Source organism: Phenylobacterium sp. 58.2.17 (assembly GCF_026411515.1).
Taxonomy (GTDB): Bacteria; Pseudomonadota; Alphaproteobacteria; order Caulobacterales; family Caulobacteraceae; genus Phenylobacterium.
On sequence record NZ_JAPMTQ010000008.1, the window covers coordinates 84,512 to 110,093 of the forward strand.

A 25,582-nucleotide genomic window follows, 5' to 3' on the forward strand; every position below is an offset into this window, starting at 1 on the left:
TGGGTCAGCGAAGAATTGCAGTCCCCAGGGCCTTGCCCCTGCTTCTCCGCAGAAAGTGCTCGCCATCGCCGCACGGCGGTATCCCTCGTTCCGCCGTAGAAACTCCCACGCAAAGTCCGCGCGCCGAAAGGTCTGCATGACCGCAACACCCCCGCCTGTCGTCTGGACACATGGGATGGCAGACGGCCCGGCAAGGCGAGCAAGAGGCGGCGATTGAGGGAAACAGCGGGTCCCCGCGCCAGATTTTGGCGCGGTTTCGGCGATCGCTGGCGCGCTTCCGGCGGACCAAGCACGCGCGCGCTACCAACCGGCGCCGCCTCACGTCGCCCGAGCGGAACAGACCCCTTTCGCCTCGCCGGCAGTGACCCCTCTAGCGCAGTTGTTGGCCGGCGTTCAGGGGCGAACCGTGAGATTGGGGTTTGCGGCGCCCCAACCACAAGGCGAGCTATTCCCTCCACGCTGCAACTATGCTGAGAATCATGAACCCATCGCTGAGCGGCCTCAGCAGCAACGACTAGAGGGCCATGGACGACGCGGCCTTTCCAAGCCACAGCGCCCTTCTCGCCACGGCCCTGCGCGCTATCCGCAGGGCGCGCGGCATGCGCTCGAGCGAGGTCGCCGAGGCCATGGGCTTGCAGCTTCGCACCTATCAACACTTTGAGGAGGGCGCCGGGCCGTTTGATCTGGATCGTATTCGCCGCTTTGCCGATGCGACCGACAGCGACCCGTTCGCGATCGTCGCGAGCATTTGGCTGCAGGACGCCGATTTTGCGGTTCGAGCTATCGAAGCCAAGCCGATGGTGGTCATGATGCTCGCTCTGAGATCCTTCCACGAAGAGCTCGATCAAGACATCACCCTGATCGAGCCGCGCGTGTGGTGGGGGGGCTTCCGCCGCCTCTTCCAGGATCTGGCCGACCACGTCCGCAAGCAAGACTTGAGCGCCGAGACCTGGTTGGATGATCAAGCGTTGCGGCTGGGCCTGCCGCCGTCCTTTCATCCCCGCTCAAGACGAAAACCGTCAGATGAAGACAGTGGGGAATGACATAACGCCGATCCGCGGGCATCGTCCGGCCCATGGAGAATCGGTTCATCGTCCGACCTGACCCCATGGGGTTCAGTGTCTATGATCTCTCGACCGGGGAGACGGTGGTCATAGCGATGTCGCGACAGAGCGGCTTGTCTCGCGAAGATGCCGAGCACACGGCAGCCATGTTCAACCAGAACTCGGAACCGATGGGCCCGACCGCCCACTAGTCCGCCCCACCGAGGCAGGCAGCCTCGGCTTAGCCGTCGATTGCCGTCGGCTGCGTTTAACTCATCAGTACGTCGCTACGGGACGCGATCCAAACGCTCGGGCGAGCCCAGTCGGTCCAGTTCTGGAAACACCGACTGGGACGCGAACAAATGCGAAAAATTGCGAGAACATTCGCGTGCAAACGCTGCACACGACACCGCACATCACATTGAATTAAAAGACAATTCCGTCCAGTCCATCATCGGGGCGACGGATAGGCGGTAGCTGTCGCGATGTTCGGTTTGCATGGCCAATCGGGTCGCTCGGAGCGGCTGTCTTCGTGGCCACTTAGTACAGCCGGCGGCCGCTTTCCACCCGCGCGGCGTTCGGCCGCCGCGCGGGCCATTGACCTAGCGTCACCAATTTTCTAATTTTCAGGAATTCCTGAAAGTTCACGAAAATGAATCTTCCCCCGCTCACCCAGGCCTTCGTCCTCCACTTCGGAGAGATGGGCAGCCGCTGGGGCATCAGCCGTACGGTCGGCCAGATCTACGCCCTGCTGTTCCTGGCCGAAGAACCGCTGAACGCCGACGACATCACCGAGAAGCTCGGCTTCTCCCGCTCCAACGTCAGCATGGGCCTGAAGGAGCTGTCGTCCTGGCGGCTGGTGAAGCTGCAACACAAGCCCGGCGACCGGCGCGAGTACTTCTCGACGCCTGAGGATATCTGGGAGATCGTGCGCATCCTGGCCGAGGAACGGCGCAAGCGGGAGATCGACCCGACCCTATCGATGCTGCGTCAGGCGCTGGTCGAGACGCCGGCGACAGAGGGCGAACGCCACGCCCAGGCGCGGATGGCCGAGATGCACGGCCTTATCGAGCTTGTCACCCGCTGGTCGGAGGACATTCAGAAGCTCGAGACCCAGACCCTGATCCAACTGCTCGAGGTGGGCTCCAAGGTGCAAAAGGTTTTCGAGATCAAGGACCGGTTGAAGGTCGTCGCCGGCGGCAAGTCGCGCCGCCGCGCCAAGTCCGAGGGCCAGGCCGATGTTTGACGACATCAGCGCGCTGACCCTGGCGCGGGCCCAGTTCGCCTTCACAGTCTCGTTCCACTTCATCTTCCCGGCCTTCTCGATCGGCCTGGCCAGCTACCTGGCGGTGCTCGAGGGGCTGTGGCTGAAGACCGGCAAGGAGGTCTATCTCAACCTCTTCAAGTACTGGCTGAAGATCTTCGCCCTGGCCTTCGCCATGGGCGTCGTCTCCGGCATCACCATGTCCTACCAGTTCGGCACCAACTGGTCGGTGTTCTCGGACAAGGCCGGGCCGGTGATCGGTCCGCTGATGGCCTACGAGGTGATGACTGCCTTCTTCCTGGAGGCCGGCTTCCTGGGCGTGATGCTGTTCGGCATGAACCGCGTGGGGCCCAGGCTGCACTACATGGCCACCCTGGCGGTGGCGATCGGCACCTTCATCTCGGCCTTCTGGATCCTCTCGGCCAACAGCTGGATGCAGACGCCGCAGGGCTTCGTCATGAACGCCGCCGGCCAGTTCGAGCCGGCCGACTGGTGGGCCATCATCTTCAATCCTTCCTTCCCCTACCGGCTGGTCCACACCGTGCTCGGGGCCTACCTGACCACGGCCCTGGCGGTCGGCGCGGTCGGGGCCTGGCACCTGCTGAAGGACAAGACCAACGCCGGCGCGCGGGTGATGTTCAATATGGCCATGGGCATGATCGCCGTGGCCGCCCCGGTCCAGATCTTCGCCGGCGACATGCACGGCCTGAACACCCTGGAGCACCAGCCCGCCAAGGTCATGGCCATGGAGGGCCACTTCCAGAGCCATCCGGACGGCGCGCCCCTGATCCTATTCGGCCTCCCCGACGAGAAAGCCGCCACGGTTCATTCCGAAATCTCGATCCCCAAGGCCTCCTCGCTGATCCTCAAGCACGACCCGAACGCGCCGCTGGCCGGGCTCGACACCGTGCCGCGCGAAAACTGGCCGCACGTCGCCATCGTCTTCTGGTCGTTCCGGATCATGGTCGGCCTCGGCATGCTGATGCTGGCCCTCGGGGCGGTCAGCCTGCTCGCCCGCGTTCGCCGCAAGCTCTACGACTGGCCCTGGCTGCACCGCTTCGCCCTGGTCATGGGGCCGGCCGGCTTCGTCGCCGTGCTGGCCGGATGGGTGACGACGGAGGTCGGCCGCCAGCCCTTCACGGTCTACGGCCTGCTGCGCACCTCGCAGTCGGCCGCCCCGCTCGACGCGCCGGCGGTCGCCGCCTCGCTGCTGGCCTTCGTGGTCGTCTACTTCATCGTGTTCTCGGCCGGCGCCGGCTACATCCTGAGGCTGATGAGCCACCCGCCCCATCCGGGCGAACCGGGCCTGGAGCCGGCGCCGGACCACCCGGTCCGAACCGCCGGCATCACGCCCGCCCCCGGCATCACCGTCCATCGCGCCAGCGAGGGAGACGCCTCGTGACCCTGGACCTCCCCTTCATCTGGGCCTTCGTGATCGCCTTTGCGGTCTTCGCCTATGTCGTCATGGACGGCTTCGACCTCGGCATCGGCATCCTGTTCCCGACTTTCAAGCCAGGGCGCGAGCGCGACTCGGCGATGAACTCGGTCGCCCCCGTCTGGGACGGCAACGAGACCTGGCTGGTGCTCGGCGGCGGCGGGCTGATGGCCGCCTTCCCGCTCGCCTACGCCCTCGTGCTGCCGGCGCTCTACGCCCCGATCATCGCCATGCTGCTGGCGCTGATCTTCCGCGGCGTGGCCTTCGAGTTCCGCTGGCGCGATCCGGATCATCGCCGGTTCTGGGATTTCGCCTTCACCGCCGGATCAGTGGTCGCCGCTTTCTCCCAGGGCGTGACCCTGGGCGCGCTCCTCCAAGGGATCACCGTGGAGGGCCGCCAGTACGCCGGCGGCTGGTGGGACTGGCTGACCCCCTTCAGCCTGCTCACCGGCGTCAGCATCGTGATCGGCTACGCCTTGCTGGGCGCGACCTGGCTGGTGATGAAGACCGAGGGCGCCATGCAGGCCCACATGCGGCGCATGTCCGGCTGGCTCGGCGCGGCCACGATCCTGCTGATCGCTGTAGTCAGCGCGGTCACCCCGTTCCTGGAGGGCGCCTATTACGAGAACTGGTTCGCCTGGCCGAGCGTGCTGCTGACCGCCCAGGTGCCGCTGCTGGTGCTGATCGGTGCGGTTCTGTTCTTCCGCAGCCTGCGCAAGGGCCATGAGCGCTGGCCCTTCCTGCTGGCGCTCGGTCTGTTCGCCCTCAGCTTCGTCGGGCTGGGGATCAGCATGTTCCCCTATGTCGTGCCCGGCGCGGTGACTATCTGGGAGGCCGCAGCCCCCGACTCCAGCCTGCTGTTCATGCTGGTCGGCGCCTCGGTGCTTATCCCGATCATCCTGGCCTACACCGCCTACGCCTACTGGGTGTTCCGCGGCAAGGTCGGCCACGAGGGCTATCACTGATGGCCGCCCCCTCCCCCGCGGCCTGGCGGCGACTGGCCTGGTTCGTCGGTCTCTGGCTGGCCGGCGTCCTGACCGTCGGCGCGGTCAGCTACCTGATCCGCGCTTGGCTGCTTTGATGAGGGCCCCTCGCGCCCTGCGCGTATCTGTCCATGGGCGGGGCTCCCCCTGCCTGCGGGGGGCACGCTTTTGAGTAACTGTGTTGAATTGATGAGTTCGTCGAACCCCGCCCCCGATCGGCGGCGCCTGCTGTTGGGGGCGTCCGCCCTGCTGCTGACGGCTGGCTGCGCCCAGGCCGCCCCGCCGCTCGATCTGGTGGTCTACAAGACGCCGTGGTGCGGCTGCTGCAAGGGCTGGATCAGCCACATGGCCAAGGCCGGTTTCAAACCGACGGTGCACGAGGTCGAGGATCTCGCCCCGATCCGCGACAAGCAGGGCGTGCCCTTCGAACTGTCGTCCTGCCACACCGGCGTGATCGGCGGCTATGTCGTCGAGGGCCACGTGCCGCCCGCCGACGTCCTGCGGCTGCTCAAGGAACGCCCCAAGGCGCTTGGCCTCACCGTGCCGGGCATGCCGATCGGCTCGCCGGGCATGGAGAGCCCCAGCGGCCAGACTGAGGCCTACGCCACGCTGCTGCTGCTCGACCGATCCGGAAAGACGCGGGTCTTCGCCCGCCACGGCTAGCTGAGCGAGAACGGCACGATCGAGCGCTCGGTGCGCGAGACGCGGAAACTGCGGTCCACCGGCGGAAACGCCCGTTGCAGGCAGTCATCGCGCTCGCAGATACGGCAGCTGACCCCGATCCGCGCCGGCGGCCCCTTCAGGTCGACGCCGTCGGAATAGACGATGGCGTCGGCGTACTCGACCTCGCAGCCCAGCCCCAGGGCGTAGCGGCGGTCCGGCGTCCCGTGGCCGCCCGACCGCTTCAGCACGCTCCAGGCCAGGCACAGATAGCGCGCGCCGTCCGGCATCTCGGCCACCTGGGTCAGGATGCGCCCATCGCGCCCGAACGCCTCGTGCACGTTCCACAGCGGACAGGTCCCGCCGAACCGCGCGAACTGGAACCGGGTGGCGCTGTGGCGCTTGGTGATGTTGCCGGCCGGATCGACCCGCACGAAGTAGAACGGCACCCCGCGCGCGCTGGGCCGCTGAAGGGTGCTCAAGCGGTGGCAGGTCTGCTCGAAGCTGGACTGGAAGCGCAGGGTCAGGGCGTCGATGTCGTGCCGCAGCTCCTGCGCCGCCTGCCGGAACGCCTCGTAGGGCAGGACCAGGGCGCCGGCCGCGTAGTTGGTCAGGCTGATCCGGCAGATGTCGACCGCCGCGGGGCTGCGCAGCTCGGAAGCCTCCAGCTCGGCCTCGATGATCTCGCCCAGTTCGGCGGCGACCACATGGCAGGCCATCTGGAAGGTCCGCGTCTCGGCCGGCTGAGCCATGTTCAGCGTCAGCTCCCGCCTCTCCGGATCAAAGCGGCGCATCAGGTCGCCCTCGGCCACCCGCCGCACGACGACCTGCAGCTTGTCGCGCAGATAGGCCTCCAGCGCGCTCTCCAGCGGGATTTCCGGGGCTAGGCCGCACCGACCGTGCAACTGCTCGGCCGCCACATCCAGCGCATGGATGTAGTTGTTCTTGTAATGGAAATAGTCGCGCACCTCCTCGTAGGGCAGCTGCGCGCTGGCCGCGACCGTCTCGTCCAAGGCAAGAGCCTCGTCGGTAGCGCTCAGCCGCTCGCCGGCCCGCCGGTGCGCCCGGTGCAGATCCAGGTAGTGCCGTGCGAAGCTCGGCGCGTTGGTCACCACCAGCTTCAGCTCCGCCAGCGACGGCGCCGGGGCTTCGGCGGCCGATTCCGCCGTCGCCTCGCGCAGGTCGGCGATCATTCGCTGATCGTCGTCGGCGTCGAGCGAAGCGGCGTCCACATCGAACACTCGCATCATCGAGATCAGCACCCGCGCGGTTACTGGGCGCTGGTTGGCCTCGATCTGCGAGAGATAGCTGACCGAGACGCCAAGCCTTGCCGCGCAAGGCTCCAGCTTCCAGCCCCGCCCCTCGCGCAGGCGGCGCACCTTCGGTCCGACGAACAACTTTTGCGACATTTGCAACTTCGCAGAATGTAAATTTGTGAAGCGTGTTTTTCACAATAGCGCCTCTATTCACATGACGTCACCTGTCCCGGCGCCTATCGCAGGTCCGCGCCTGCTTTCGATGGCGCGCCAGACGCAAGGCCAGGCCCGTGAATTCCATCGTCCGCAACCTCGCGCCGACGGGCGCCAAGCACATCCTTGAAGAGCTTGAGAAGCGCCGTGGGGAGGCGCGTCTGGGCGGTGGCGAGCGGCGTATCGCGAGCCAGCACGGCAAGGGCAAGTTGACGGCGCGCGAGCGGCTCGAGCTGCTGCTGGACGAGGGCTCGTTCGAAGAGTTCGACATGTTCGTCGAGCACCGGGCGGTGGACTTCGGGATGGCCGACAACCGGGTGCCGGGCGACGGGGTGGTGACCGGCTGGGGCAAGATCAACGGCCGGCTGGTGTTCGTGTTCTCCAAGGACTTCACGGTGTTCGGCGGCAGCCTGTCGAACGCCCACGCCCGCAAGATCGTCAAGGTGCAGGAGCAGGCGCTGAAGGTCGGAGCCCCGATCATCGGCCTGTTCGACGCCGGCGGGGCGCGCATCCAGGAGGGGGTCGACGGCCTGGCCGGCTATGCCGACATCTTCCTACAGAACACCCTGGCCTCGGGGGTGATCCCGCAGATCAGCGTGATCATGGGCCCCTGCGCCGGCGGCGACGTCTATTCGCCGGCGATCACCGACTTCATCTTCATGGTGAAGGACACCTCCTACATGTACGTGACCGGTCCGGACGTGGTGAAGACCGTCACCCACGAGGAGGTCACCCACGAGGAGCTCGGCGGCTACCGGGTGCACGCCATCAAGTCGGGGGTCGCCGACGGGGCGTTCGAGAACGACCTGGAGGCGCTGACCCAGGTGCGCCGGCTGGTCGACTTCCTGCCGCTCTCCAACCGCCAGAAGCCGCCGGTGCGCGAGAGCTTCGATGCGCCCGACCGGCTGGAGCCCTCGCTCGACAGCCTGGTGCCGGCCAATCCGAACAAGCCCTACGACATGAAGGAGCTGATCCTCAAAGTCGTCGACGAGGCCGACTTCTTCGAGATCAGCCCGGAGTTCGCCAAGAACATCATCTGCGGCTTCGGCCGCATCGAGGAGGCCACCGTCGGCATCGTCGCCAACCAGCCGCAGGTGCTGGCCGGGGTGCTCGACATCGACTCCTCGCGCAAGGCCGCCCGCTTCGTGCGCTTCTGCGACGCCTTCGAGATACCGCTGGTCACCTTCGTCGACGTGCCCGGCTTCATGCCCGGCACCAAACAGGAGCAGGGCGGGCTGATCCGCCACGGGGCCAAGCTGCTGTTCGCCTACGCCGAGGCCACCGTGCCCAAGGTCACCCTGATCACCCGCAAGGCCTATGGCGGGGCCTATGACGTGATGAGCTCCAAGCACATCCGCGGCGACCTCAACTACGCCTGGCCCTCGGCCGAGATCGCGGTGATGGGCTCCAAGGGCGCAGTCGAGATCATCTTCCGCTCCGAGATCGGCGACCCCGAGGCCATCGCCGCCAGAGAGGCCGAGTACAAGGAGCGCTTCGCCAATCCGTTCGTCGCCGCTTCCCGCGGCTACATCGACGATGTCATCATGCCCCACTCCACACGCCGGCGCATCGCCGGCGCGCTCAAGAACCTCAGGGGCAAGCAACTCGCCAACCCCTGGAAAAAACACGACAACATCCCGCTGTAGGTCGCGCTTTATGTTCACGAAAATCCTGATCGCCAACCGCGGCGAGATCGCGGTTCGCATCATCAAGACCTGCCGCCGGATGGGTATCGCCACGGTCGTCGTCTACTCCGAGGCCGACGCCGACTCGATGGCCGTCGAGATGGCCGACGAGAGCGTGTTCATCGGCGGCTCGCCCGCCGCTGAGAGCTACCTCGTCGCCGACAAGATCGTCGCCGCCTGCCGCGCCACCGGCGCCCAGGCCGTGCATCCCGGCTTCGGCTTCCTCTCCGAGAACGCCGGCTTCGCCAAGCGCCTGGCCGACGAGGGCATCGTCTTCATCGGTCCCAACCCCAAGGCCATCGAGGCCATGGGCGACAAGATCGAGAGCAAGAAGTTCGCCGCCAAGGCCGGCGTCTCCACCGTGCCGGGCCACGTCGGCGAGATCGACGACGTCGCCCACGCCCTGAAGATCGCCGCCGACATCGGCTATCCGGTGATGATCAAGGCCAGCGCCGGCGGCGGCGGCAAAGGCATCCGCGTCGCCTGGAACGAGAAGGACGTCGAAGAAGGCTTCCCCGCCGTCCGCGCCGAGGCCAAGGCCAGCTTCGGCGACGACCGGATCTTCATCGAGAAGTTCATCGAGAGCCCGCGCCACATCGAGATCCAGGTGCTCGGCGACAAGCACGGCAATGTCGTCCACCTGTTCGAGCGCGAATGCTCGATCCAGCGCCGCAACCAGAAGGTCATCGAGGAGGCCCCCTCCCCGCTGCTCGACGAAGCCACCCGCGCGGCCATGGGCGCCCAGGCCGTCGCCCTGGCCCAGGCTGTGAACTACGACAGCGCCGGCACCGTCGAGTTCGTCGCCGGCCAGGACAAGAGCTTCTTCTTCCTGGAGATGAACACCCGCCTGCAGGTCGAGCACCCGGTCACCGAGCTGATCACCGGCGTCGACCTGGTCGAGCAGATGATCCGCGTCGCCTACGGCGAAAAGCTCGCCTTCCAGCAGTCGGACCTGGCCATCAACGGCTGGGCCATCGAGAGCCGCATCTACGCCGAGGATCCCTATCGCGGCTTCCTGCCGTCGATCGGCCGCCTCGTCCGCTACTCGCCGCCGCAGGAGGGCGAGGCCGGCGCCGCCAAGGTCCGCAACGACGCGGGCGTGCGTGAAGGCGATGAGATCTCGATGTTCTACGACCCGATGATCTCCAAGCTCTCCACCTGGGGGCCCGACCGCGCCGGTGCCATCGCCGCCATGGGCCGCGCGCTCGAGGACTTCCACATCGAGGGCCTGGGTCAAAACATCCCGTTCCTGGCGGCGGTCATGGACCAGGAGCGCTTCGTCTCCGGCAAGCTCTCGACCAACTACATCAAGGACGAGTTTCCCGACGGCTTCCACGGGACCGAGCCGACGCCTGCGCAGCGCGACCTGATGGCCGCGACGGCCTGCGCCATGCACCGGCGCCTGACCGCCCGCTCCGCGCCCCAGCTGGTGCGCGACGAATGGGTGGTGGTCGCCGGCCAGGACCATCGCAAGGTCCGCGTCGCCAACGGCGGCGATCACGTCAGCATCACCTTCGAGGACGGCCGCACCGTCCAGCTCACCGAGATCAACTGGCGCCCGGGCCAGCCGCTGTTCAAGGCCAAGCTGGATGGCCGCCCGTTCACCGCCAGCGTCAAGCCGGCGGCCGAGGGCTTCATGGTCCGCCACCGCGCGGCCCTCGTCCACGTGCTGGTGCTGACCCCGCGTTCGGCCGAGCTGCACCAGAAGCTGCCGCCCAAGCAGGCGGCCGACACCTCCAAGCTGATCCTCTCGCCGATGCCCGGCCTCGTCGTCAGCCTCGACGTCGAACCGGGCCAGTCGGTCCAGGCCGGTCAGGCCGTCGCCGTCGTCGAAGCCATGAAGATGCAGAACATCATCCGGGCCGAGCGCGAGGGCGTGGTCAAGACCGTCGGTCCCAAGGCCGGCGACTCCGTCGCCGCCGACGAAGTCCTCGTGGAGTTCGCGTGATGCAAATGAAATCCCCCAGCGACGCCGCGTGCATCCCGCTCGGCGAAGTCATGCGCCGTCTCGACCTGACGGCCCGGGCGATCCGCTATTATGAAGAGCTGGGCCTGGTGCGCGCCGGCCGCGACCAGCTCAACCGCCGCCGCTACGACGAAGACGCGCTCTCGCGACTAGCCGCCATCGCCGAGTTCCGACGCGCGGGCCTGTCGCTCGACGACATCGCCGCCATCCTTAGCCGCCAGGACGCCGGCGGCGACCGCAGCGCCCATATCGACTACGCCGTCTCGCGCCTGGCCGAGCGCCTGAAGGTGCTGGACCAGGAACGCCGCGAGGCCGAGGCCGCGCTCAGCGCCCTGCTCGTGCATCGAAAGGCCTCCCCCTGGCCGCTGGAGCTGCGGGCATGAGGTTCGATCCCGCAGAGCCGCGTCACGACTGGACGCCGGCGGAAGTCGAGGCGCTGTTCGAGCTGCCGTTCATGGAGCTGGTGTTCCAGGCCGCGGCCGTGCACCGGGCCTGGTTCGATCCGAGCGAGGTGCAGCTGTCGCAGCTGCTCAGCATCAAGACCGGCGGCTGCGCCGAGAACTGCGGCTATTGCAGCCAGAGCCAGCACTTCGACACCGGCGTGAAGGCCGGCAAGCTGATGGACGCCACGACGGTGATCGCCGCGGCGATGGAGGCCAAGGCCGGCGGGGCCCAGCGCTTCTGCATGGGCGCGGCCTGGCGCGACCTGAAGGACCGCGACGTGCCGAAGGTGGCGGCGATGATCTCGGGCGTGAAGGCGCTCGGGCTGGAGACCTGCGCCACCCTGGGCATGCTGACCCGCGACCAGGCCCAGTCGCTGAAGGACGCCGGCCTCGACTACTACAACCACAACCTCGACACAGGCCCGGCCTATTACGACCAGGTGGTCACCACCCGCACCTACCAGGACCGGCTCGACACCCTCGAAGCGGTGCGCTCGGTCGGCATGTCGACCTGCTGCGGCGGCATCGTCGGCATGGGTGAGACCCGCGCCGACCGCGCCGGCCTGCTGCATGCCCTGGCCACCCTGCCTGAGCATCCGAACTCGCTGCCGATCAACGACCTGATGCCGATCCCCGGCACGCCGCTGGGCGATTCCGAGGCGGTCGACCCGCTGGAGTTCGTGCGGATGATCGCCGTCGCCCGCATCGTCTGCCCCAAGACCGTGGTGCGGCTCTCCGCCGGCCGCGAGCACATGTCCAGAGAACTCCAGGCGCTCTGCTTCCTGGCCGGCGCCAACTCGATGTTCATCGGCGGCAAGCTGCTCACCACCGCCAACCCCGACAAGGATACCGACGCCGCGCTGATGGCCGACCTCGGCCTGCGGCCGATGACCATGGGCGAGCCGCGCCAGCGCGTCGACCTCTCCGAGGCCGACGTCTTGGGCATGGCCTAGACCGCGGCCGGCGGCCTGCGGCAGAGGAAGCCGTAGACCGCGATCCAGACGTAGCAGAGCGCCGGCGCCAGCAGCGCCACGCTCAGGCCGGCATGGTCGGCGACCATGCCGGTGGCCACCGGCACCACCGCCCCGCCGACGATGGCCAGGCACAGCAGGCCCGAGCCCTGCGGCGTATCCTTGCCCAGCCCCTCGATGCCGAGGGTGAAGATGGTCGGGAACATCACCGAGTTGCACAGGCCGATGGCCAGCACCGCCGCCGCCGAGACCAGCCCAACCGTGCCCGCCGACAGGCAGGCCAGCAGGCTCGCCCCGATCGCGCAGGCCATCAGCACCAGCCCCGCCGGGACCTTGCGCATCAGGGCCGAGCCGATGAACCGCCCGACCATCGCCCCGCCCCAGTAGAGCGCCACCAGTTGGCCGGCGGTCGCCGCGACCACGCCCAGCGTCTTGCCGTCCATCAGATAGTTGACCAGCAGCGAGCCGATCGACACCTCGGCCCCGACATAGAGGAAGATCGACAGCGCCCCGAGCGCCAGCCGCGGCCGCTTCAGCAGCGCCGGCTTGAAGCCGCCGCCGCCCTCGACCGCCGCCGACGGCGCGGCCGGCGACCGGCGCAGGAACCAGAACACCAGGGCCAGCACCACCAGCACCGCGGCGATGCCCAGGAACGGCGCCTGGACCGCATGCGCCTCGGCCTGGCGGTAGACCTCCAGCGCCTGCGGGGTCAGGCTGGCCGCGTCGGGATGCTCGACCCCACCCTTCAGGATCAGCGCCGCCCCGACCAGCGGACCGACCGTGGTGCCCAGCGAGTTGAACGCCTGCGCCAGGTTCAGCCGCGAATGGGCCAGCTCCGGCTTGCCCAGCAGCGCGATCAGCGGATTGGCCGCCACCTGCAGGGTGGTGATCCCCGCCGCCATCACGAACAGCGCCAGCAGGAAGGCCGGATAGATCCCCAGCTGGGCGGCCGGCGCGAACATCAGGCAGCCCGTCGCCATCACCCCCAGGCCCAGCACGATCTGTCGGAAGTAGCCGATCCTCGCCAGGATCATCGAGGCCGGGATGGAAAACACCAGATAGCCGAGGAAGAAGGCGAACTGGGTCAGCATCGCCTCGGCGTAGTTCAGCTGGAACAGCCCCTTCAGCTTGGGGATCAGGGTGTCGATCAGGACGGTCGCGAACCCCCAGGCGAAGAACAGCGACACCACCAGGGCCGCCACCCTACCGGCCGCCGCGCCCGCGCCTGCCGCCGTCGCCGGCGACGACGCCGCCTGACTGCTTCCACCGCCAACCATCATCAGGGCTCCAGCCGATAGCCGAACCGGTAGAGCGGATCGGCGCTGTCATAGGGTTTGTCGCTCGCCTGCGCCTTGACCGCGGCCATGGAGGACGGGAGCTCGAACGGCAGCCGCCCTTCAGCCTTGGCCTTGCCGGTCAGCACGTCAAGCAGCGCGCCGTCGCTGACCCCGAAGTCGCCGATCAGCACCGCCGCGCGGTCCTTCAGACCGGTCAGCACCGCCGGTCGGTCGAGGAAGACGCTGACCACTGTCGGGACCTTGGCGGTGATCGCCTTGATCGCCTCGTACTCAGCCTCGCCGTCCTTGAAGTCGAGATCGCCCTCGTGCTGCATCAGCCCGAACAGATAGCCCGGGTGCAGCAGCTGGTGCGGCGTGCCGGCGCGCACGATGGCCACATCGGCCTTCTCCGGCGCATCGACCACCACCAGGCCGGCGGCCTGGGCGGCGGCGGCGTCCACGCCCTTCAGATAGACCTTCGAACCGGCCTTCAGCGGCAGGTTCTGCGCCCGGCGTTCCAGGAACACCAACGAACGGCTCTGGGCGGCGCGGCCCTCGGCCTGGAACGCCGCCGACCCGACCAGCCGCCCGGCCTCGGCCGGGTCGACATAGGGGTTCTCGAACAGGCCCTGCTCGAACTTCTGAACCAGGATGCGCTGCACCGACTGGTCCAGACGCGCCTCGCTGGCCTGGCCGGCCTTGACGATGTTCACCACCAGGTCGCTGTTCTCGGTGCCGCCGAACTGGTCGACGCCGGCGTCGAGCGCCTTGGCGAAGCGTTGGGTCTCGCTGAGGTCGTCGACGCCCCAGGGCATGCCGATGACCGGCGGCTCGCCGGGCTTCCAGCCGCCCTGGCAAGCGGCCGGGCAATCATTGGTGATCGCCCAGTCCGAGACGATCACCCCCTGGAAGCGGTAGGTCTCGCGCAGCAGGTCGGTGAGCAGGAACTTGTTGAAACCGGCGCCCACCTGCTCGACCGGCTTGCCGTCGAGACTGAGGTTCTCGAGGATCGAATAGGTCGGCATGACGCCCGCCGCCTTGGCCGCGAAGGCGCCCTCGAAGGGCTTGACGTGATAGGCGAAATTCCCGCCGGGAAAGGTCGCATAGCGGCCATAGGGGCTGTGGCTGTCCCAGCCGTCCTTGGCCGCGCCGTAGCCGACCCAGTGCTTGACCACCGCGACGACGCTGTCCTTGTTCAGCCCGCCCTCGCCGGCCTGGAAGCCGGCGACATACGCCTGGACCATGCGCGAGGCGAGATCGGCGTCCTCGCCGAAGGTGCCGGTGATCCGCGACCAACGCGGCTCGGTGGCCAGGTCCGCCTGGGGCGACAGCGCCACATGGATGCCGGCGGCCCGATACTCAGCCCGCGCCACCTCGCCGAACCGGCGCATCAGCGCCGCATCGCCGATAGCCGCAAAGCCTAGGCTCTCGGGCCATTGCGAAAAGCCGCCCGAGGCGACGCCTGCCCCGGCGGTGTGCTGGAAGTGATTGCGCGGATCGGTGCTGATGGTGACCGGCACCCCCAGGCGGCTCTGCTCAGCCAGAGCCTGGACCTTGTTGTTCTCCTCGGCGATCACCGCGCCCGATCCGGCCAGCCGGGTGATGAAGCTCGACACTCGCTTGTCGGCGATCAGGCTCCCCGCCCCCGCCAGGTCATAGCGCTCGCCCGAGCCGAAGGCGTTGCCCGGCGCCGGCAGGGTGCCATGCATCATGGTCCCGGCCTTTTCCTCGAGCGTCATACGCCCGGTGAGGTCGGCCGCCCGCGCCTGGGCGCTCAGCCGCCAGTCCTCGTAGGGGTCCAACTTGCCGTTGCGGTTCAGGTCCTTGAAGGCCAGGCCGTCGACCGACAACCGCGGCGCAGTGCGCGCGCCCAGTTGCGGTTGCGCCTCGGCCAGCGCCGGCCCGGCGACCGCCAGGCCCAGCATCAGGCAGGTCCAGCCCCTCATCGCGCTCTTCCCCGTCATTTGTTCTTCTCCCAACCGCGCAAAGTGCGGCGGGCCCCGGGGGCATCCGGGACCCGCCAGTGCTGCGCGGGTTGGCGCGAGGCCAAGACACACGCAGCTGATAACGTTGTCAATCGCTCATTTGAAATGCTTGCGGCGACAGCCGTCGTGCCGTCCTGGCCGCGCCCAGCAGGGCGACGTGCGGCTGCACCACCAACCGCGTCGGGACCGACTCGACGAACCCCGACAACCGCCCCTTGGCCTCGAACCGGGCGCGGAACGCGCCGCCCGTCAGGAACCGCTCGACGCCCTGCATCAGCCCGCCGGCCAGGTACACCCCTCCCCGCGCGCCCAGGGTCAGGGCCGCGTCGCCGCAAACCGAGCCGAACACCGCGCAGAACAGCTCCACAGCCGCCACGCACTGGCGATCGACGCCCGTGCAGGCCCGCGCCACCACCTCCTCGGACGACAGCGCCTGAGGCAGGGGCGCGCCCTCGATCTGCGCCAATACGGCGTGCAGCGCCTGCAGCCCGGGACCTGACAGCAGCCGCTCGATCGACACCCGGCCATGACGACGGGCGAGCGCCCGCAGGACCTCGATCTCCAGTTCGTCGGTCGGGGCGAAGGCCGCGTGCCCGCCTTCGCTGGCCAGCACCTGGGCCGGCCCCTCGGCGCGCCAGACCAGGGCCGCCAAGCCAAAGCCGGTCCCCGCCCCCGCGATCACCACCGGCGCGCAGGTCAGGCCCTCCACCTGCGGCCCGATGGCTACGCTGTCCTCGGGGGCCAGATCGGCGACGCCGGTCGCCAGCGCCTCGAAGTCGTTGACCAGCCGCGCTCGCGTGAAGCCCAACTTCATGAGCTCGGCCTCCGAGGCGTCCCACGGCGCATTGGTCAGCCGCGCTGCCCCGTCCGCCACCGGCCCGGCCACCGCGATGGTGGCCGTCGCCGGCAGCGCCGCCAGGCCCGCCGAGGCCAGGAACGCGTCGGCCGCCGCGGCCAGGCTCTCGTGGTCCTTGCACAGCACCGCGCCGGTCAGGACGATCGACGGGCGCGCGCCCTGCAGATCGGCGACGGCGAACCGCGCATTGGTGCCCCCGACATCGCCCACCAGGGCGAAACTCGCATCTCTCCGCATGGCGCCCCGTCAGTAGGCCGACTGGGCGATCAGCGCAGCTTCCGCCTCGCAGGCCGGCGGCTTCTCGCCGCTTTGGCGCAGGCTGGCGAGCTCGGCCCGCGCGGCGTCCATGTCGGCGCGGAACTCGGCCGAGCCGTGCAGCGTGGCGTTGGTCGCCGCGGCCACCATGCCGCCGGCCTCGACGGCGCTGGCGTTGTGCGCGCCGCAGACCGCCCGGCTCTGGCCGTAGGCGCGGCCGCGACTGAGGATCTCGGTGGCGCGGTCCGGCGCCAGTTCGGCCAGCACCAGCGCCCAGGACCAGCCCCACACCGTATGTCCGGAGGGATAGTCGAAACTGCCGGCGACCTGGGCCGTCGGCTGGCAGATCTCGCCCTGCGCCACCTGGAACGGCCGCAGCCGCTTGAAGTGGTGCTTGGCGCTCTCGTTGGCGACCATCGAGTCGCCCAGCACCCGCAGCATCACAGCGTTGAGCTTCGGTGCGTTCTGCGGGGTCATCTTCACCCCGACCGCGCACGAGAAGGCGCTCATCATCCCGCTCGGCATCATGTCGACGTCGCGGGTCGCCAGTTTCCAGCGCTCGCTGTCCTTCAAGGCGCGGGTGGACTGGAACACCTGCCGATCCACCTGGTCGCGCGGATCGCCGTCGCTCGGGGCCGGCGGCACCACCCGGGCGGCGTCCAGGCTCCCCGGCGGCAGGTAGCCCTTGGGCAGGGTCGGAAACTTGACCGGCTCGGAGCCCGCCAGGGCGGCGCCGGCCAGGATCGAAATCCCGGCGGCGACCAGCCCGGCGCGCATGGGCCTGCGCTTGTGCTTCATCGTGGTTCTCTCAAGACAGGAGGATCAGTTGAACTTGAAGCCGGCCTTGACGCCGACGGTCCGCGGCGCGCCGTAGCTGCCGAAGAAGTTGCGCGCGGAGTCGGTGCTGACCGACAGCAGGACAGCCTCGTCTTCAAGGTTGTCGGCGAAGGCTTCGGCGTACCAGCCGCGGTCGTCGTCGTAACGCAGACTGATGTCGGTGGTCGTGTAGTCGTCCTGGGACGCGATCCGGTACGGGAAGATGGTCGCCCCGCCAGTCACGATCGGGATGTTGTTGAACTCGGTGAAGTAGACCTTCGACTGGTAGCGGGTGCTGATCCGGGCGGTCAGTTGGCCCGAGGCCAGAGGGATCGCATAGGCCACGCCGATGTTGCCGTTCCAGCGCGGCGCCCGCGGCAGGGTGTTGCCCGACAGGTCCTGCACCGTGCCGTACAGCGGGTCGATGGCGCCGACATAGCGGTCGAACTTGGCGTCGAGATAACCCAGCGAGCCGTCGATGCTGAGCGCCTCGGTGATCCGGGCGCGACCTTCGAACTCGATCCCCCAGACCGTCGAGACCCCGGCGTTGGTGGTCAGGGCCCGCACCACCCCGTTCTCGTCCGGCGCGACCGAAACCACCTGCAGGTCCTTGTAGTCGTAGTAGAAGGCCGAGAGGTTCGCGAGCAGACGGCGGTCGAAGAAGTAGTTCTTCGAACCGATCTCGTAGGCGGTCAGGGTCTCGGGACCGAAGTTGCGGTTGCTGGAGAAGCCGCCCGCCTTGTAGCCGGTCGAGACGCTGCCATAGACCATGTTGTCGGGGGTGATCTCCCAGTCGGCGCCCAGCCGCCAGGTGGTCTTGGCCCAGGACCCGGCGTCGGGTCGGAAGGTGTTGAGGTTGGTCCCGATCGGCCGCGTCAGCCCGACCGGGTTGCCCTTGCGGTCCTCCGAGTAGCGGACCCCGGCGAAGATCGTCAGGCTGTCGGTGATGTCGTAGTCCGCCTGGCCGAACACCGCCCAGGATTCGGCGAACCGCTCCGGCCGCTGCAGGATCACGCCCGCGGTGCGCGCCAGGTTGGTGTACTGGAACAGGTTATCGTCGTTGGTTTCCTTGATGTAGAAGGCGCCGAGGATGTACTTCAGCGCCCCCTCGCCCGACGAGGCCAAGCGAAGTTCCTGCGAGAACGTCTTGTTTTTGTTGTAGTAGAACGTCGTCTGCGTGCCGGTCGCAGTGCCGTCGGTGTCGCTGGTGACGTTCTGGTCGTCGGCCCGGTAGGCGGTCACCGAGACGATGTCGAGCATGTCCAGCGAATAGGTCGCTTCGGCCGCCACGCCCCAGATCTTGTTGTTGATGTGGCCCGGGGTGTTGGTCTCGGCCCGATAGGGCGCGCTGCGGCCCGAGGCGATGTAGCTGACCGGGCCGTTGCCGATCAGGACGCTGCCGGTCCCGGCCCCGCCCGCGTGATAGTAGTCGGCCGACAGCAGCAGCCGCAGCCGCTCGCCCGGCGTGAACAGCAGGTGGACGCGGCCGGCCTCCTCCTGGGCGTCGGCCAGGTCCGGCATCCCCGGCGTGACGTTCTCCTGGTAGCCGTCGCGGCGGTTGACGATGAAGGCGGCCCGAGCGGCCAGCGTGTCGTCGAGGATCGGGAAGTTGTACATGCCCTGGGCGGTGAAGCGGCCGTAGTCGCCGACCAGGATCTCGCCCGCCGCCTGGCCGGTGTTCATCACCGGCTTGCGGGTGATGATGTTCAGGCTGCCGGCCGTGGCGTTGCGGCCCCACAGCGTGCCCTGCGGCCCGCGCAGCACCTCCACCCGCTCCAGGTCGTAGAACACCGAGTTCGCCCCCGACGGCCGCGGCAGGTAGACGCCGTCCAGGTGGAAGGCCACCGACGGGTCGCGCTGCGGCACCACGCCGGCCGAGCTGACCCCGCGGATGCTGATGATCACCTCGTTGCCGGCCTGGCCGATGTTCAGGTTCGGCACCTTGCCGGTCAGGTCGCCGGCGTCGACGACGTTCTGCTGCTGCAGCACGTCGCCGCTGATGGCGCTGACCGCCAGCGGGGTCGCCTGGACGGTCCCTTCCCGCTTCTGGGCGGTGACCACCACCTCCTCGACCTGGACGTCCGATTGGGCATGCGCGGTTCCGGCCATCGCCAGGGCGGCGGCCCCGGCCAGCCACATGAGCTTGGTCATTCTCGTTTTTCCCTGATGTGCGGCCGGGGCTTCATGGCCCCGGCCGTCTGTTTTCCTTGAGGTGGCCGGGCCTAGAACCTGGCCGTCAGTTGCACGCCGTAGAGGCGCGGCGGGGCGTAGGCGCCCGAGCCGCCGTGGCGATTGGCGTTCTGGGCGTCGGGCGCGGCCTGGACCAGGACCGCTTCGTCCTCGAGATTGCGGCCGTAGGCCATCAGGCTCCAGGCTCCGCCGGGCGCGTCGTAGGTCACCATCAGGTCGGTCTTGGTGTAGGCGTCCTGATCGGTGACCGCGAAGTTGTGGTAGTCGAGGTTCTTGCTGCTCTCGTAGTGGGTCTGGACCCGCACCGTCAGCCGCCCGTCGTTGGCGAAGTCCCAGCTGTGCTGGTAGCCGAGGTTGAAGGTCCACTCCGGCGACTTGGCCAGCGTCAGGCCCGAATAGTCGGCAAAGCCCGGCGAGAAGGCGTCGCCGTTGACCAGCGTGAAGTCCTCGTACTCGGCGTGCAGATAGGCGAGCGAGGCGTCGATCCGGTCGTTCGCCGTCATCAGGAAGGTGCCTTCCAGCTCGGCCCCGTAGAGCGTCGCCTTTGGGGCGTTGACGGTCACCGCCGAAGGCTGGCCGGCGACGACGCCGGTCCCGGTCACCTGGAAGTCCTGGTAGTCGTAGTAGAAGGCCGACACGTTGAGCTGGGCGCGGTTGTCGAGGAACCGGTTCTTGGCGCCGACCTCGTAGGCGGTCAGTTGCTCGGGCTCGTACTTGTTGTTCAGCGGCGGCAGGCCGTCACCGTAGCCGCCGGCCTTGTAGCCGGTCGAGGTCGAGGCGAAGAGCAGCGAGGTCGGGGTCAGGTCGTATTCGACGCCCAGCTTGTAGTCGGTGGATTCCCAGCTGAAGTCGGCGACGTTCCCATAGAGCAGGCATCCGGGCGGCGGCGCGTCGAAGAAGGGCCGGTTCATCCCCCCGGGCAGCATGCAGCCGCCATTGTTGTTGAGCCCGACATAGGTCCCGCCGGTGCGGCCCTTGTGGTCGCGCGTGTAGCGCAGGCCGGCCGTGCCCCGCAGTCGCTCGGTGAAGCTGTAGGTGCCTTGGAAGAACGCGGCCTTGGAGTCGGCGTAGGTGTTCGGCTGGATGAACGCCACCGCCGGGAAGACATTGGCGAAAACGTTGTTCCGCTCCTCGAAATAGTAGAGGCCCGCGACCCATTTGAAGGCGCCCTCCGAGCTGCCCAGCCGCAGCTCATGGGTTTCCTGGCGCTCCTTGGAGTCGAAGTAGATCGTGTTGCAGCCGAGGTTGAGGGTCGGCTCGCAGCGGTTGGCGGGACGCGGCGTCCCGTACGGATAGTTGCGCCCCGAGCCGGCCAGGGTGTGGACGATGTCGTTCCGGATCGCGCCCAGATAGGTCAGGGTCGCGAACGGCAGGTTCCAGTCCGCCTGCAGCGTGACGCCGTAGTTCTGCTGGTTGCTGCTGCCAGGAACCGAGATCGGATAGGTGTAGGGATCCCCCGGCCCGGTGTATTGGCCGAGCGGTGCGTTGGCCGTGCCGGCATAGTCATTGCGGAAGTAGTCGCCGCTGATCAGCACCGAGATGTCGTCGGTCGGCTGCAGCAGCACGTGCAGGCGCACGGCGGTGGCGTCCTCGTCGTTATATTCGCCGCTCGGCGCGTTCGAAGTGTAGCCGTCGCGCTTCGAGGACTGGAACGCCGCGCGCACGGCGACCTGCTCGGAGAACGGCAGGTTCACCGCCCCGCTGGCCCGCACGAGCGAGAAGTTGCCGAGCTCGAGCTGCCCTTCGGCCTCGTACTCGGCGGTCGGCTTCTTGGTGATGACATTGATGCTGCCGGCGGTGGCGTTGCGGCCGTACAGCGTGCCTTGCGGCCCGCGAAGCACCTCGGTCCGGTCGAGGTCGAAGAACAGCCCCGCCGCCGATCGCGGCCGCGCCATGTAGACGCCGTCGATGTTGAACGCCACGGCCGGATCGCCGACCTCGGTGTTGTTGGTGCTGCCGATGCCGCGCACCGCGATCTCGACAGAGCCGCCGGTCGACCCGATTTGGACGCCGGGCACGATGTTGGTCAGGTCGGTGACCGTCCGCACGCCCTGCTTGGTCAGCTGGTCGGCCGACAGCGCGGTGATCGCCAACGGCGTCCGCTGCGCGGTCTCCTCGCGGCGCTCGGCGGTGACCACCACCTCCTCGATCTCGACATTCGATTGCGCATGCGCAGCGCCCGCGATCAGCAGCGTCTGGGCAGCCGCGCTCACGGCCAGAAGCGTCCTGGTCTTCATCGTTTCCCCCTCCGTGGCCGGTATCGAAGTCCGGCCATCCTGATGTCCCGTGACGGCGATGCGACGCGGGCAAGGTGAAGGTGTGCGCGTTCAGATAACGTTGTCAAATCGAATCTGACAACGTTATCGACAACCCCCGGACGAGATGCTCGACAACCGGGCATTGCGGCCGCCGGCAAGGGTTCATGCGGCCGGCACTTGCCGCCGCGGGCAAAGCACGCGAGAGCTTCCTCTCCGCTCGGGTGGAGATTGGCTTGTCCCGGCAACCGACGATCAAAGACGTCGCCTCCAGGGCCGAGGTGTCCTTCAAGACCGTGTCGCGGGTGCTTAACGGCGAGCCCCATGTCCGCCAGGAGGTCCGCGAGCGCGTGCTGGCGGCGGCCGCGGCGCTCGACTACCAGCCCAACATCGCCGCCCGCGGCCTGATCGGCGGCCGTTCGCGGCTGATCGGCTTCCTCTACGACAATCCCAACTACAGCTACGTCACCGAGGCCGAGATCGGCGCCCTGCTCCGCTGCCGTGAGGCCGGCTACCATCTGGCCGTCGAGCCGATCGACTCGCGCGGCGATGTCGCCCGGCAGATCGAACAGGTCATCTCCAGCCTGCGCCTTGACGGGGTGATCGCCACCCCGCCGATCTCGGACGACCCGGCGGCGCTGGCGGTGCTCGATCGGCTGGGCGTGGCCCATGTGCGGATCGCGCCCACCGCAGATCGCGACCAGGGCCCCTGCGTGTTCATCGACGACGAGGCCGCCGCCTTGGCCCTGACCCAGCACCTGATCGGCCTGGGCCACCGCGAGATCGGCTTCGTGCTGGGCCATCCCGACCACGGCGCCTCGCACCTGCGCCTGCAGGGGTTCGAGCGGGCGATGGCCGCAGCCGGGCTCCCGGTTGCGGCCGCGCACAAGGTCCAGGGCTATTTCACGTTCGAGAGCGGCGTGTCGGCCGGCCACGCCCTGCTCGGCGGCTCCGGGCGCCCGACCGCGGTGTTCGCCGCCAACGACAAGACGGCCTTGGGCGTGCTGGCCGCGGCCCGTGAACTCGGCCTCTCGGCCCCGAGCGACATTTCCATCGCGGGCTTCGACGATACCCGTATCGCGCGCCTCTCCTCGCCCCCGCTGACCACGGTCCGCCAGCCGGTCGACGTCATGTGCGAGGCCGCCGCCGACATGCTGATCGCCCTGGCCGACGGCGAGGCGCTGGCCGATCCGGCGCGGCAGCTGCCTTTCGAAATCCGCGTCCGCGGCTCAACGGCCGCGCCGGGCGGTCGCGCTCCCTCTTCCTAGTCGCGTACCTCGGCCCGCGGCGCGCTGGAGGCGCGCATCAGCAGGGCGAAGTCCAGTTGCTGCAAACTGGCGACCCGCTCGCCGGCTTCGACCATGGCGATCACCGCCGCAGCAGCCGTCGCCGCCATCTCCCGCACCGGCTGGCGCACCGTGGTCAGCTGCGGCCAGACCAGGTCGGCGCTTTCGCCGCCGTCGAAGCCCACGACCGACAGGTCTCGCGGCAGCGACACGCCCCGACGCTGGGCCACGGCCATGACGCCTAGCGCCATGTCGTCGTTGCCCGCGAAGATCGCACTGGGCGGCGGCGTCAGGTCGAGCAGCCGGGCCCCCGCCGCCTCCCCGCCCTCGAACATGAAGTCGCCGTCCTGCACCAACCCCGGCTCAGGCGTCAGGCCGCGCTCGGACATCGCCCGAAGATAGCCCTCCAGCCTCCAGGCGGAGGCGCCGTGGTTGGGCGGTCCCCCGATGAAGCCGATGCGGCGATGGCCCAGGTCGAACAGGGCGGCGGTCATCGCGCGCGCCGCCTCGACCTCGTCGATCGCTACGCACGCGCCGCGCTCGGGCGCCACGCTGGGCGCCAGGCGGCCGTAGGGCACGCCGGCCTTGTCGAGCATGTCGAGCGCCGCCAGGTCGTCGCTGACCGGCGGCAGCAGTAGGAACCCATCGGGCCGCAGCGAGGCGACCGCGGCGGCCACCGCCTGCGCGGCCATGCCCGTTCGGCTGTCGAAGGGCTGGACCACCAGATGGTAGCCTGCCGACCGGCACTTCTCGACCGCCCCCTGCTGAAACTCGGCGACGTAGTCCGGGATGATCTCCGGGATCAGCATGCAGATCAGGAACGAGCGCGCGCCGGGCAGACCGCGGGCGAAGACGTTGCGCCTGTAGCCCAGCGCCTCGATCGCCGCCTGCACCTTCTCGCGCGCCTGGGCGCTGACGTGACGCTCGCCATTGAGCACGCGCGAGACGGTCATCACCGACAGTCCCGCGCGCGCAGCCACGTCCTTGATCGTCGTCACGCTGCGGCGTCCTTCATCCCCGCAGATATAACGCGGATTCTCGCTGGGGAACGCCCTACGGCTTCCTGGCGTCCGCAGCCTGCTCGACCAGGTCCAGCCGCGCCTTCCAGGGATCGGGGCCCGCCTTGGCCCCGTCATTGGCGAAGTCGAGGATCTGGTCGCCCTTGGCCTCATAGCGCGGCCAGTTCGGCCGCCCCGCCCCGTTCGGATCGCCGCTCTTGGCGAAGGCGACCCAGTAGGCGCTGGTCAGCTGCGCCATCGCCGCATCCGAGCCGCTCAGCGCCTCGCCGTACTTGGCCTTCACGGTGTCGAACACATACGGAATCTCGGTGGCGTGCGGCGCGCCGGGCCACTCCTTGCGCATGGAGTCGGCCACATAGCTGAAGCGATAGGCGTAGACCGGGCGCCCGGCCCTGGCCCAGGCCTTGGCCACGAACCGGGCCGGCTCGACCATCATGGTGTCGCTGGCGACCAGGGTCCCGACCTTGCGCACGTCGCCGCTCTTGCCGGGATCGAACGCGGCCTCCGCCGCTGCGCGGCGCTCGGCCCCGAACGGCGCGAACACCTCGTCCATCGACTTGGCCATCGAGAAACCGATGTCCATGCTGTTGGCCCCGACGATCAGCGGCACGTCCGCCCCGCCGCCGGCCGCATAGATCTTGCCCGGCTCGTCGATCACGATCTGCCCGTCGACCATCGGTCCGGCATAGGTCGGGGTGAACATGGTCATCATGTTCAGGCCCGAGACAATCGTCTCGGCCGGCAGCTTGCGCAGCGCGGCCAGGGCCGAGGCGTCCTCGCCCTCGACCCCGACGCTTTTCGCAAACGCCAGGCCGACCTGCTCGCCGGAGGGCGGCCCGCCCGGGGCCTGACCGCTGACCCGGCGGCCCGGATTGATGTTGCCGCGCCCGCCGCCCGACTCGACGATCGCCTTGTGGAACAGCCCCTTGGCCGCCGGGGTGGTCATCAGGGTGTGGATCGAGAACCCGCCCGCCGACTCCCCGAAGATCGTCACATTCCCGGGGTCTCCGCCGAAGGCGCCGATGTTCCGCTGCACCCACTTGAGGGCCGCGATCTGGTCCATGAAGCCGTAGTTGCCGAGCGGCCCGCCGGGGCTCTCCTTGCTGAGCGCCGGATGGGCGAAGAACCCGAAACGGCCGACGCGGTAGTTGAAGCTGACGACCACCACGCCCTGCTTGGCGAACTGGTGGCCCGAATAGACCTCCGGCGAGGAGCCGCCATTCACGAAGCCGCCGCCATAGATCCAGACCATCACCGGCAGCTTGGCGTTCGCCGGCGCCCCGGCCGGACGCCAGACGTTCAGCACCAGGCAATCCTCGGCCGGCTCGGTTCCCAGGGGCGCGGCGTCGCTGGGGAACGGCTTCTGGGCGCAGTCGTGGCCATAGGCGGCGGCCGAGCGGATCCCGCTCCACTTCGCCGCCGGCTGCGGCGGACGCCAGCGCAGGTCGCCCACCGGCGGGGCCGCGAACGGCACGCCCTTGAAGGCCAGCACCCCGTCCTGCACCACGCCCTGCAGTTGGCCGCTCTCGACCTTCACCACCTCGCCGCCCTGCGCCTGGGCCGCGCTGGCCAGTCCCAGCGCCATGGCCGCGCCCAGCAGGCCCGCCTTGCCGATCATGTCGTCCTCCCCTCGCCGCCTTCGTGGCCGCGTCCTTGTTCGCCACATGGTTGGCGACACCTGATAACGTTGTCAACGCCTGTCGCCCCGCCCCTGGCGCGAGTCG

General features: G+C 68.6%; 20 protein-coding genes and 1 pseudogene. 11 read left to right on the forward strand and 10 right to left on the reverse strand.

From position 1 onward, the window contains the following. Window positions 1–24 precede the first annotated feature (24 nt). Window positions 25–138 (reverse strand): annotated as a pseudogene (locus tag OUA97_RS23420) (transcriptional regulator domain-containing protein); the annotation flags it as partial. 386 nt (window positions 139–524) lie between these two features. Here OUA97_RS23420 and OUA97_RS08205 point away from each other — a divergent pair. The 6 genes from OUA97_RS08205 (at window position 525) to OUA97_RS08230 (ending at window position 5,388) form a co-directional block, all read left to right on the forward strand. Next, on the forward strand, window positions 525–1,043 hold the full coding sequence (locus tag OUA97_RS08205; protein ID WP_267231360.1) for a helix-turn-helix domain-containing protein: 519 nt from the start codon (window positions 525–527) through the stop codon (window positions 1,041–1,043). Window positions 1,044–1,695: 652 nt separating this feature from the next. Next, window positions 1,696–2,289 (forward strand): GbsR/MarR family transcriptional regulator, encoded by a 594-nt coding sequence (locus OUA97_RS08210; RefSeq protein WP_267231362.1) that lies wholly within the window; start codon window positions 1,696–1,698, stop codon window positions 2,287–2,289. Further along, on the forward strand, window positions 2,282–3,709 hold the full coding sequence (locus OUA97_RS08215; protein ID WP_267231363.1) for a cytochrome ubiquinol oxidase subunit I: 1,428 nt from the start codon (window positions 2,282–2,284) through the stop codon (window positions 3,707–3,709). The genes OUA97_RS08210 and OUA97_RS08215 overlap by 8 nt, the downstream gene beginning before the upstream one ends. Then, complete coding sequence (gene cydB / locus OUA97_RS08220) at window positions 3,706–4,707, forward strand: cytochrome d ubiquinol oxidase subunit II (protein ID WP_267231364.1); 1,002 nt, start codon at window positions 3,706–3,708, stop codon at window positions 4,705–4,707. The genes OUA97_RS08215 and cydB overlap by 4 nt, the downstream gene beginning before the upstream one ends. After that, entirely contained in the window at window positions 4,707–4,823 is a 117-nt protein-coding gene (locus OUA97_RS08225) for a DUF2474 family protein (RefSeq protein ID WP_267231365.1), read from the forward strand. The genes cydB and OUA97_RS08225 overlap by 1 nt, the downstream gene beginning before the upstream one ends. Before the next feature lie 91 nt (window positions 4,824–4,914). Further along, the gene (locus tag OUA97_RS08230) at window positions 4,915–5,388 is read left to right on the forward strand and encodes a DUF411 domain-containing protein (RefSeq protein ID WP_267231366.1); all 474 of its coding nucleotides are present in this window, start codon (window positions 4,915–4,917) and stop codon (window positions 5,386–5,388) included. Here the strand turns inward: OUA97_RS08230 and OUA97_RS08235 are convergent. After that, entirely contained in the window at window positions 5,385–6,794 is a 1,410-nt protein-coding gene (locus OUA97_RS08235; RefSeq protein ID WP_267231367.1) for a helix-turn-helix domain-containing protein, read from the reverse strand. The two genes, OUA97_RS08230 and OUA97_RS08235, sit on opposite strands and share 4 nt — an antisense overlap. 146 nt (window positions 6,795–6,940) lie before the next feature. Here OUA97_RS08235 and OUA97_RS08240 point away from each other — a divergent pair, with 146 nt between their 5' ends. From OUA97_RS08240 to bioB, 4 genes are read left to right on the forward strand one after another with little or no spacing between them, the layout of a single operon-like run. Beyond that, window positions 6,941–8,500: an acyl-CoA carboxylase subunit beta gene (locus OUA97_RS08240; RefSeq protein WP_267231417.1), complete on the forward strand. Its 1,560-nt coding sequence runs from the start codon at window positions 6,941–6,943 to the stop codon at window positions 8,498–8,500. A 10-nt stretch (window positions 8,501–8,510) separates the two neighbouring features. Then, entirely contained in the window at window positions 8,511–10,487 is a 1,977-nt protein-coding gene (locus tag OUA97_RS08245) for an acetyl-CoA carboxylase biotin carboxylase subunit (protein ID WP_267231368.1), read from the forward strand. Then, window positions 10,487–10,888, forward strand: coding sequence for a MerR family transcriptional regulator (locus OUA97_RS08250; protein ID WP_267231369.1), 402 nt, complete (start codon window positions 10,487–10,489; stop codon window positions 10,886–10,888). Before OUA97_RS08245 ends, OUA97_RS08250 begins: the two co-directional genes overlap by 1 nt. Further along, window positions 10,885–11,901 carry a biotin synthase BioB gene (gene bioB / locus OUA97_RS08255; RefSeq protein WP_267231370.1) on the forward strand — a complete coding sequence of 339 codons (1,017 nt, stop codon included), beginning with the start codon at window positions 10,885–10,887 and terminating at the stop codon, window positions 11,899–11,901. Before OUA97_RS08250 ends, bioB begins: the two co-directional genes overlap by 4 nt. On the opposite strand, the gene OUA97_RS08260 is transcribed toward bioB, so the two are convergent. The 6 genes from OUA97_RS08260 to OUA97_RS08285 form a co-directional block, all read right to left on the reverse strand. Then, a complete protein-coding gene (locus OUA97_RS08260; protein ID WP_267231371.1) occupies window positions 11,898–13,199 on the reverse strand; it encodes a sugar MFS transporter in 1,302 nt (433 codons plus the stop codon). The two genes, bioB and OUA97_RS08260, sit on opposite strands and share 4 nt — an antisense overlap. Next, window positions 13,199–15,160, reverse strand: coding sequence for a glycoside hydrolase family 3 protein (locus OUA97_RS08265; RefSeq protein ID WP_267231372.1), 1,962 nt, complete (start codon window positions 15,158–15,160; stop codon window positions 13,199–13,201). Before OUA97_RS08265 ends, OUA97_RS08260 begins: the two co-directional genes overlap by 1 nt. Window positions 15,161–15,269: 109 nt before the next feature. Continuing rightward, complete coding sequence (gene glk, locus OUA97_RS08270) at window positions 15,270–16,274, reverse strand: glucokinase (protein WP_267231373.1); 1,005 nt, start codon at window positions 16,272–16,274, stop codon at window positions 15,270–15,272. Window positions 16,275–16,283: 9 nt separating this feature from the next. Then, window positions 16,284–17,090 (reverse strand): acid phosphatase, encoded by an 807-nt coding sequence (locus OUA97_RS08275; RefSeq protein WP_267231374.1) that lies wholly within the window; start codon window positions 17,088–17,090, stop codon window positions 16,284–16,286. A 24-nt stretch (window positions 17,091–17,114) separates the two neighbouring features. Continuing rightward, window positions 17,115–19,259 carry a TonB-dependent receptor gene (locus OUA97_RS08280; RefSeq protein WP_267231375.1) on the reverse strand — a complete coding sequence of 715 codons (2,145 nt, stop codon included), beginning with the start codon at window positions 19,257–19,259 and terminating at the stop codon, window positions 17,115–17,117. A gap of 71 nt (window positions 19,260–19,330) precedes the next feature. Next, window positions 19,331–21,535 carry a TonB-dependent receptor gene (locus OUA97_RS08285; RefSeq protein WP_267231376.1) on the reverse strand — a complete coding sequence of 735 codons (2,205 nt, stop codon included), beginning with the start codon at window positions 21,533–21,535 and terminating at the stop codon, window positions 19,331–19,333. Between the two features lie 254 nt (window positions 21,536–21,789). Between OUA97_RS08285 and OUA97_RS08290 the strand changes: the two genes are divergently transcribed. After that, complete coding sequence (locus OUA97_RS08290) at window positions 21,790–22,821, forward strand: LacI family DNA-binding transcriptional regulator (protein ID WP_267231377.1); 1,032 nt, start codon at window positions 21,790–21,792, stop codon at window positions 22,819–22,821. Here the strand turns inward: OUA97_RS08290 and OUA97_RS08295 are convergent. Then, window positions 22,818–23,837 carry a LacI family DNA-binding transcriptional regulator gene (locus tag OUA97_RS08295; protein WP_267231378.1) on the reverse strand — a complete coding sequence of 340 codons (1,020 nt, stop codon included), beginning with the start codon at window positions 23,835–23,837 and terminating at the stop codon, window positions 22,818–22,820. The genes OUA97_RS08290 and OUA97_RS08295 overlap by 4 nt on opposite strands. 55 nt (window positions 23,838–23,892) lie before the next feature. Continuing rightward, a complete protein-coding gene (locus tag OUA97_RS08300; RefSeq protein WP_267231379.1) occupies window positions 23,893–25,476 on the reverse strand; it encodes a carboxylesterase/lipase family protein in 1,584 nt (527 codons plus the stop codon). Between the last annotated feature and the right edge of the window lie 106 nt (window positions 25,477–25,582).

Coding starts and splice junctions, on each gene's coding strand:
- glk (WP_267231373.1), bottom strand. CDS start 16,274: ATGCGGAGAGATGCGAGTTTCGCCCTGGTGGGCGATGTCGGGGGCACC.
- OUA97_RS08215 (WP_267231363.1), top strand. CDS start 2,282: ATGTTTGACGACATCAGCGCGCTGACCCTGGCGCGGGCCCAGTTCGCC.
- OUA97_RS08225 (WP_267231365.1), top strand. CDS start 4,707: ATGGCCGCCCCCTCCCCCGCGGCCTGGCGGCGACTGGCCTGGTTCGTC.
- OUA97_RS08205 (WP_267231360.1), top strand. CDS start 525: ATGGACGACGCGGCCTTTCCAAGCCACAGCGCCCTTCTCGCCACGGCC.
- bioB (WP_267231370.1), top strand. CDS start 10,885: ATGAGGTTCGATCCCGCAGAGCCGCGTCACGACTGGACGCCGGCGGAA.
- OUA97_RS08245 (WP_267231368.1), top strand. CDS start 8,511: ATGTTCACGAAAATCCTGATCGCCAACCGCGGCGAGATCGCGGTTCGC.
- OUA97_RS08235 (WP_267231367.1), bottom strand. CDS start 6,794: ATGTCGCAAAAGTTGTTCGTCGGACCGAAGGTGCGCCGCCTGCGCGAG.
- OUA97_RS08210 (WP_267231362.1), top strand. CDS start 1,696: ATGAATCTTCCCCCGCTCACCCAGGCCTTCGTCCTCCACTTCGGAGAG.
- OUA97_RS08285 (WP_267231376.1), bottom strand. CDS start 21,535: ATGAAGACCAGGACGCTTCTGGCCGTGAGCGCGGCTGCCCAGACGCTG.
- OUA97_RS08280 (WP_267231375.1), bottom strand. CDS start 19,259: ATGACCAAGCTCATGTGGCTGGCCGGGGCCGCCGCCCTGGCGATGGCC.
- OUA97_RS08275 (WP_267231374.1), bottom strand. CDS start 17,090: ATGAAGCACAAGCGCAGGCCCATGCGCGCCGGGCTGGTCGCCGCCGGG.
- OUA97_RS08260 (WP_267231371.1), bottom strand. CDS start 13,199: ATGATGGTTGGCGGTGGAAGCAGTCAGGCGGCGTCGTCGCCGGCGACG.
- OUA97_RS08265 (WP_267231372.1), bottom strand. CDS start 15,160: ATGACGGGGAAGAGCGCGATGAGGGGCTGGACCTGCCTGATGCTGGGC.
- OUA97_RS08230 (WP_267231366.1), top strand. CDS start 4,915: ATGAGTTCGTCGAACCCCGCCCCCGATCGGCGGCGCCTGCTGTTGGGG.
- OUA97_RS08300 (WP_267231379.1), bottom strand. CDS start 25,476: ATGATCGGCAAGGCGGGCCTGCTGGGCGCGGCCATGGCGCTGGGACTG.
- OUA97_RS08250 (WP_267231369.1), top strand. CDS start 10,487: ATGCAAATGAAATCCCCCAGCGACGCCGCGTGCATCCCGCTCGGCGAA.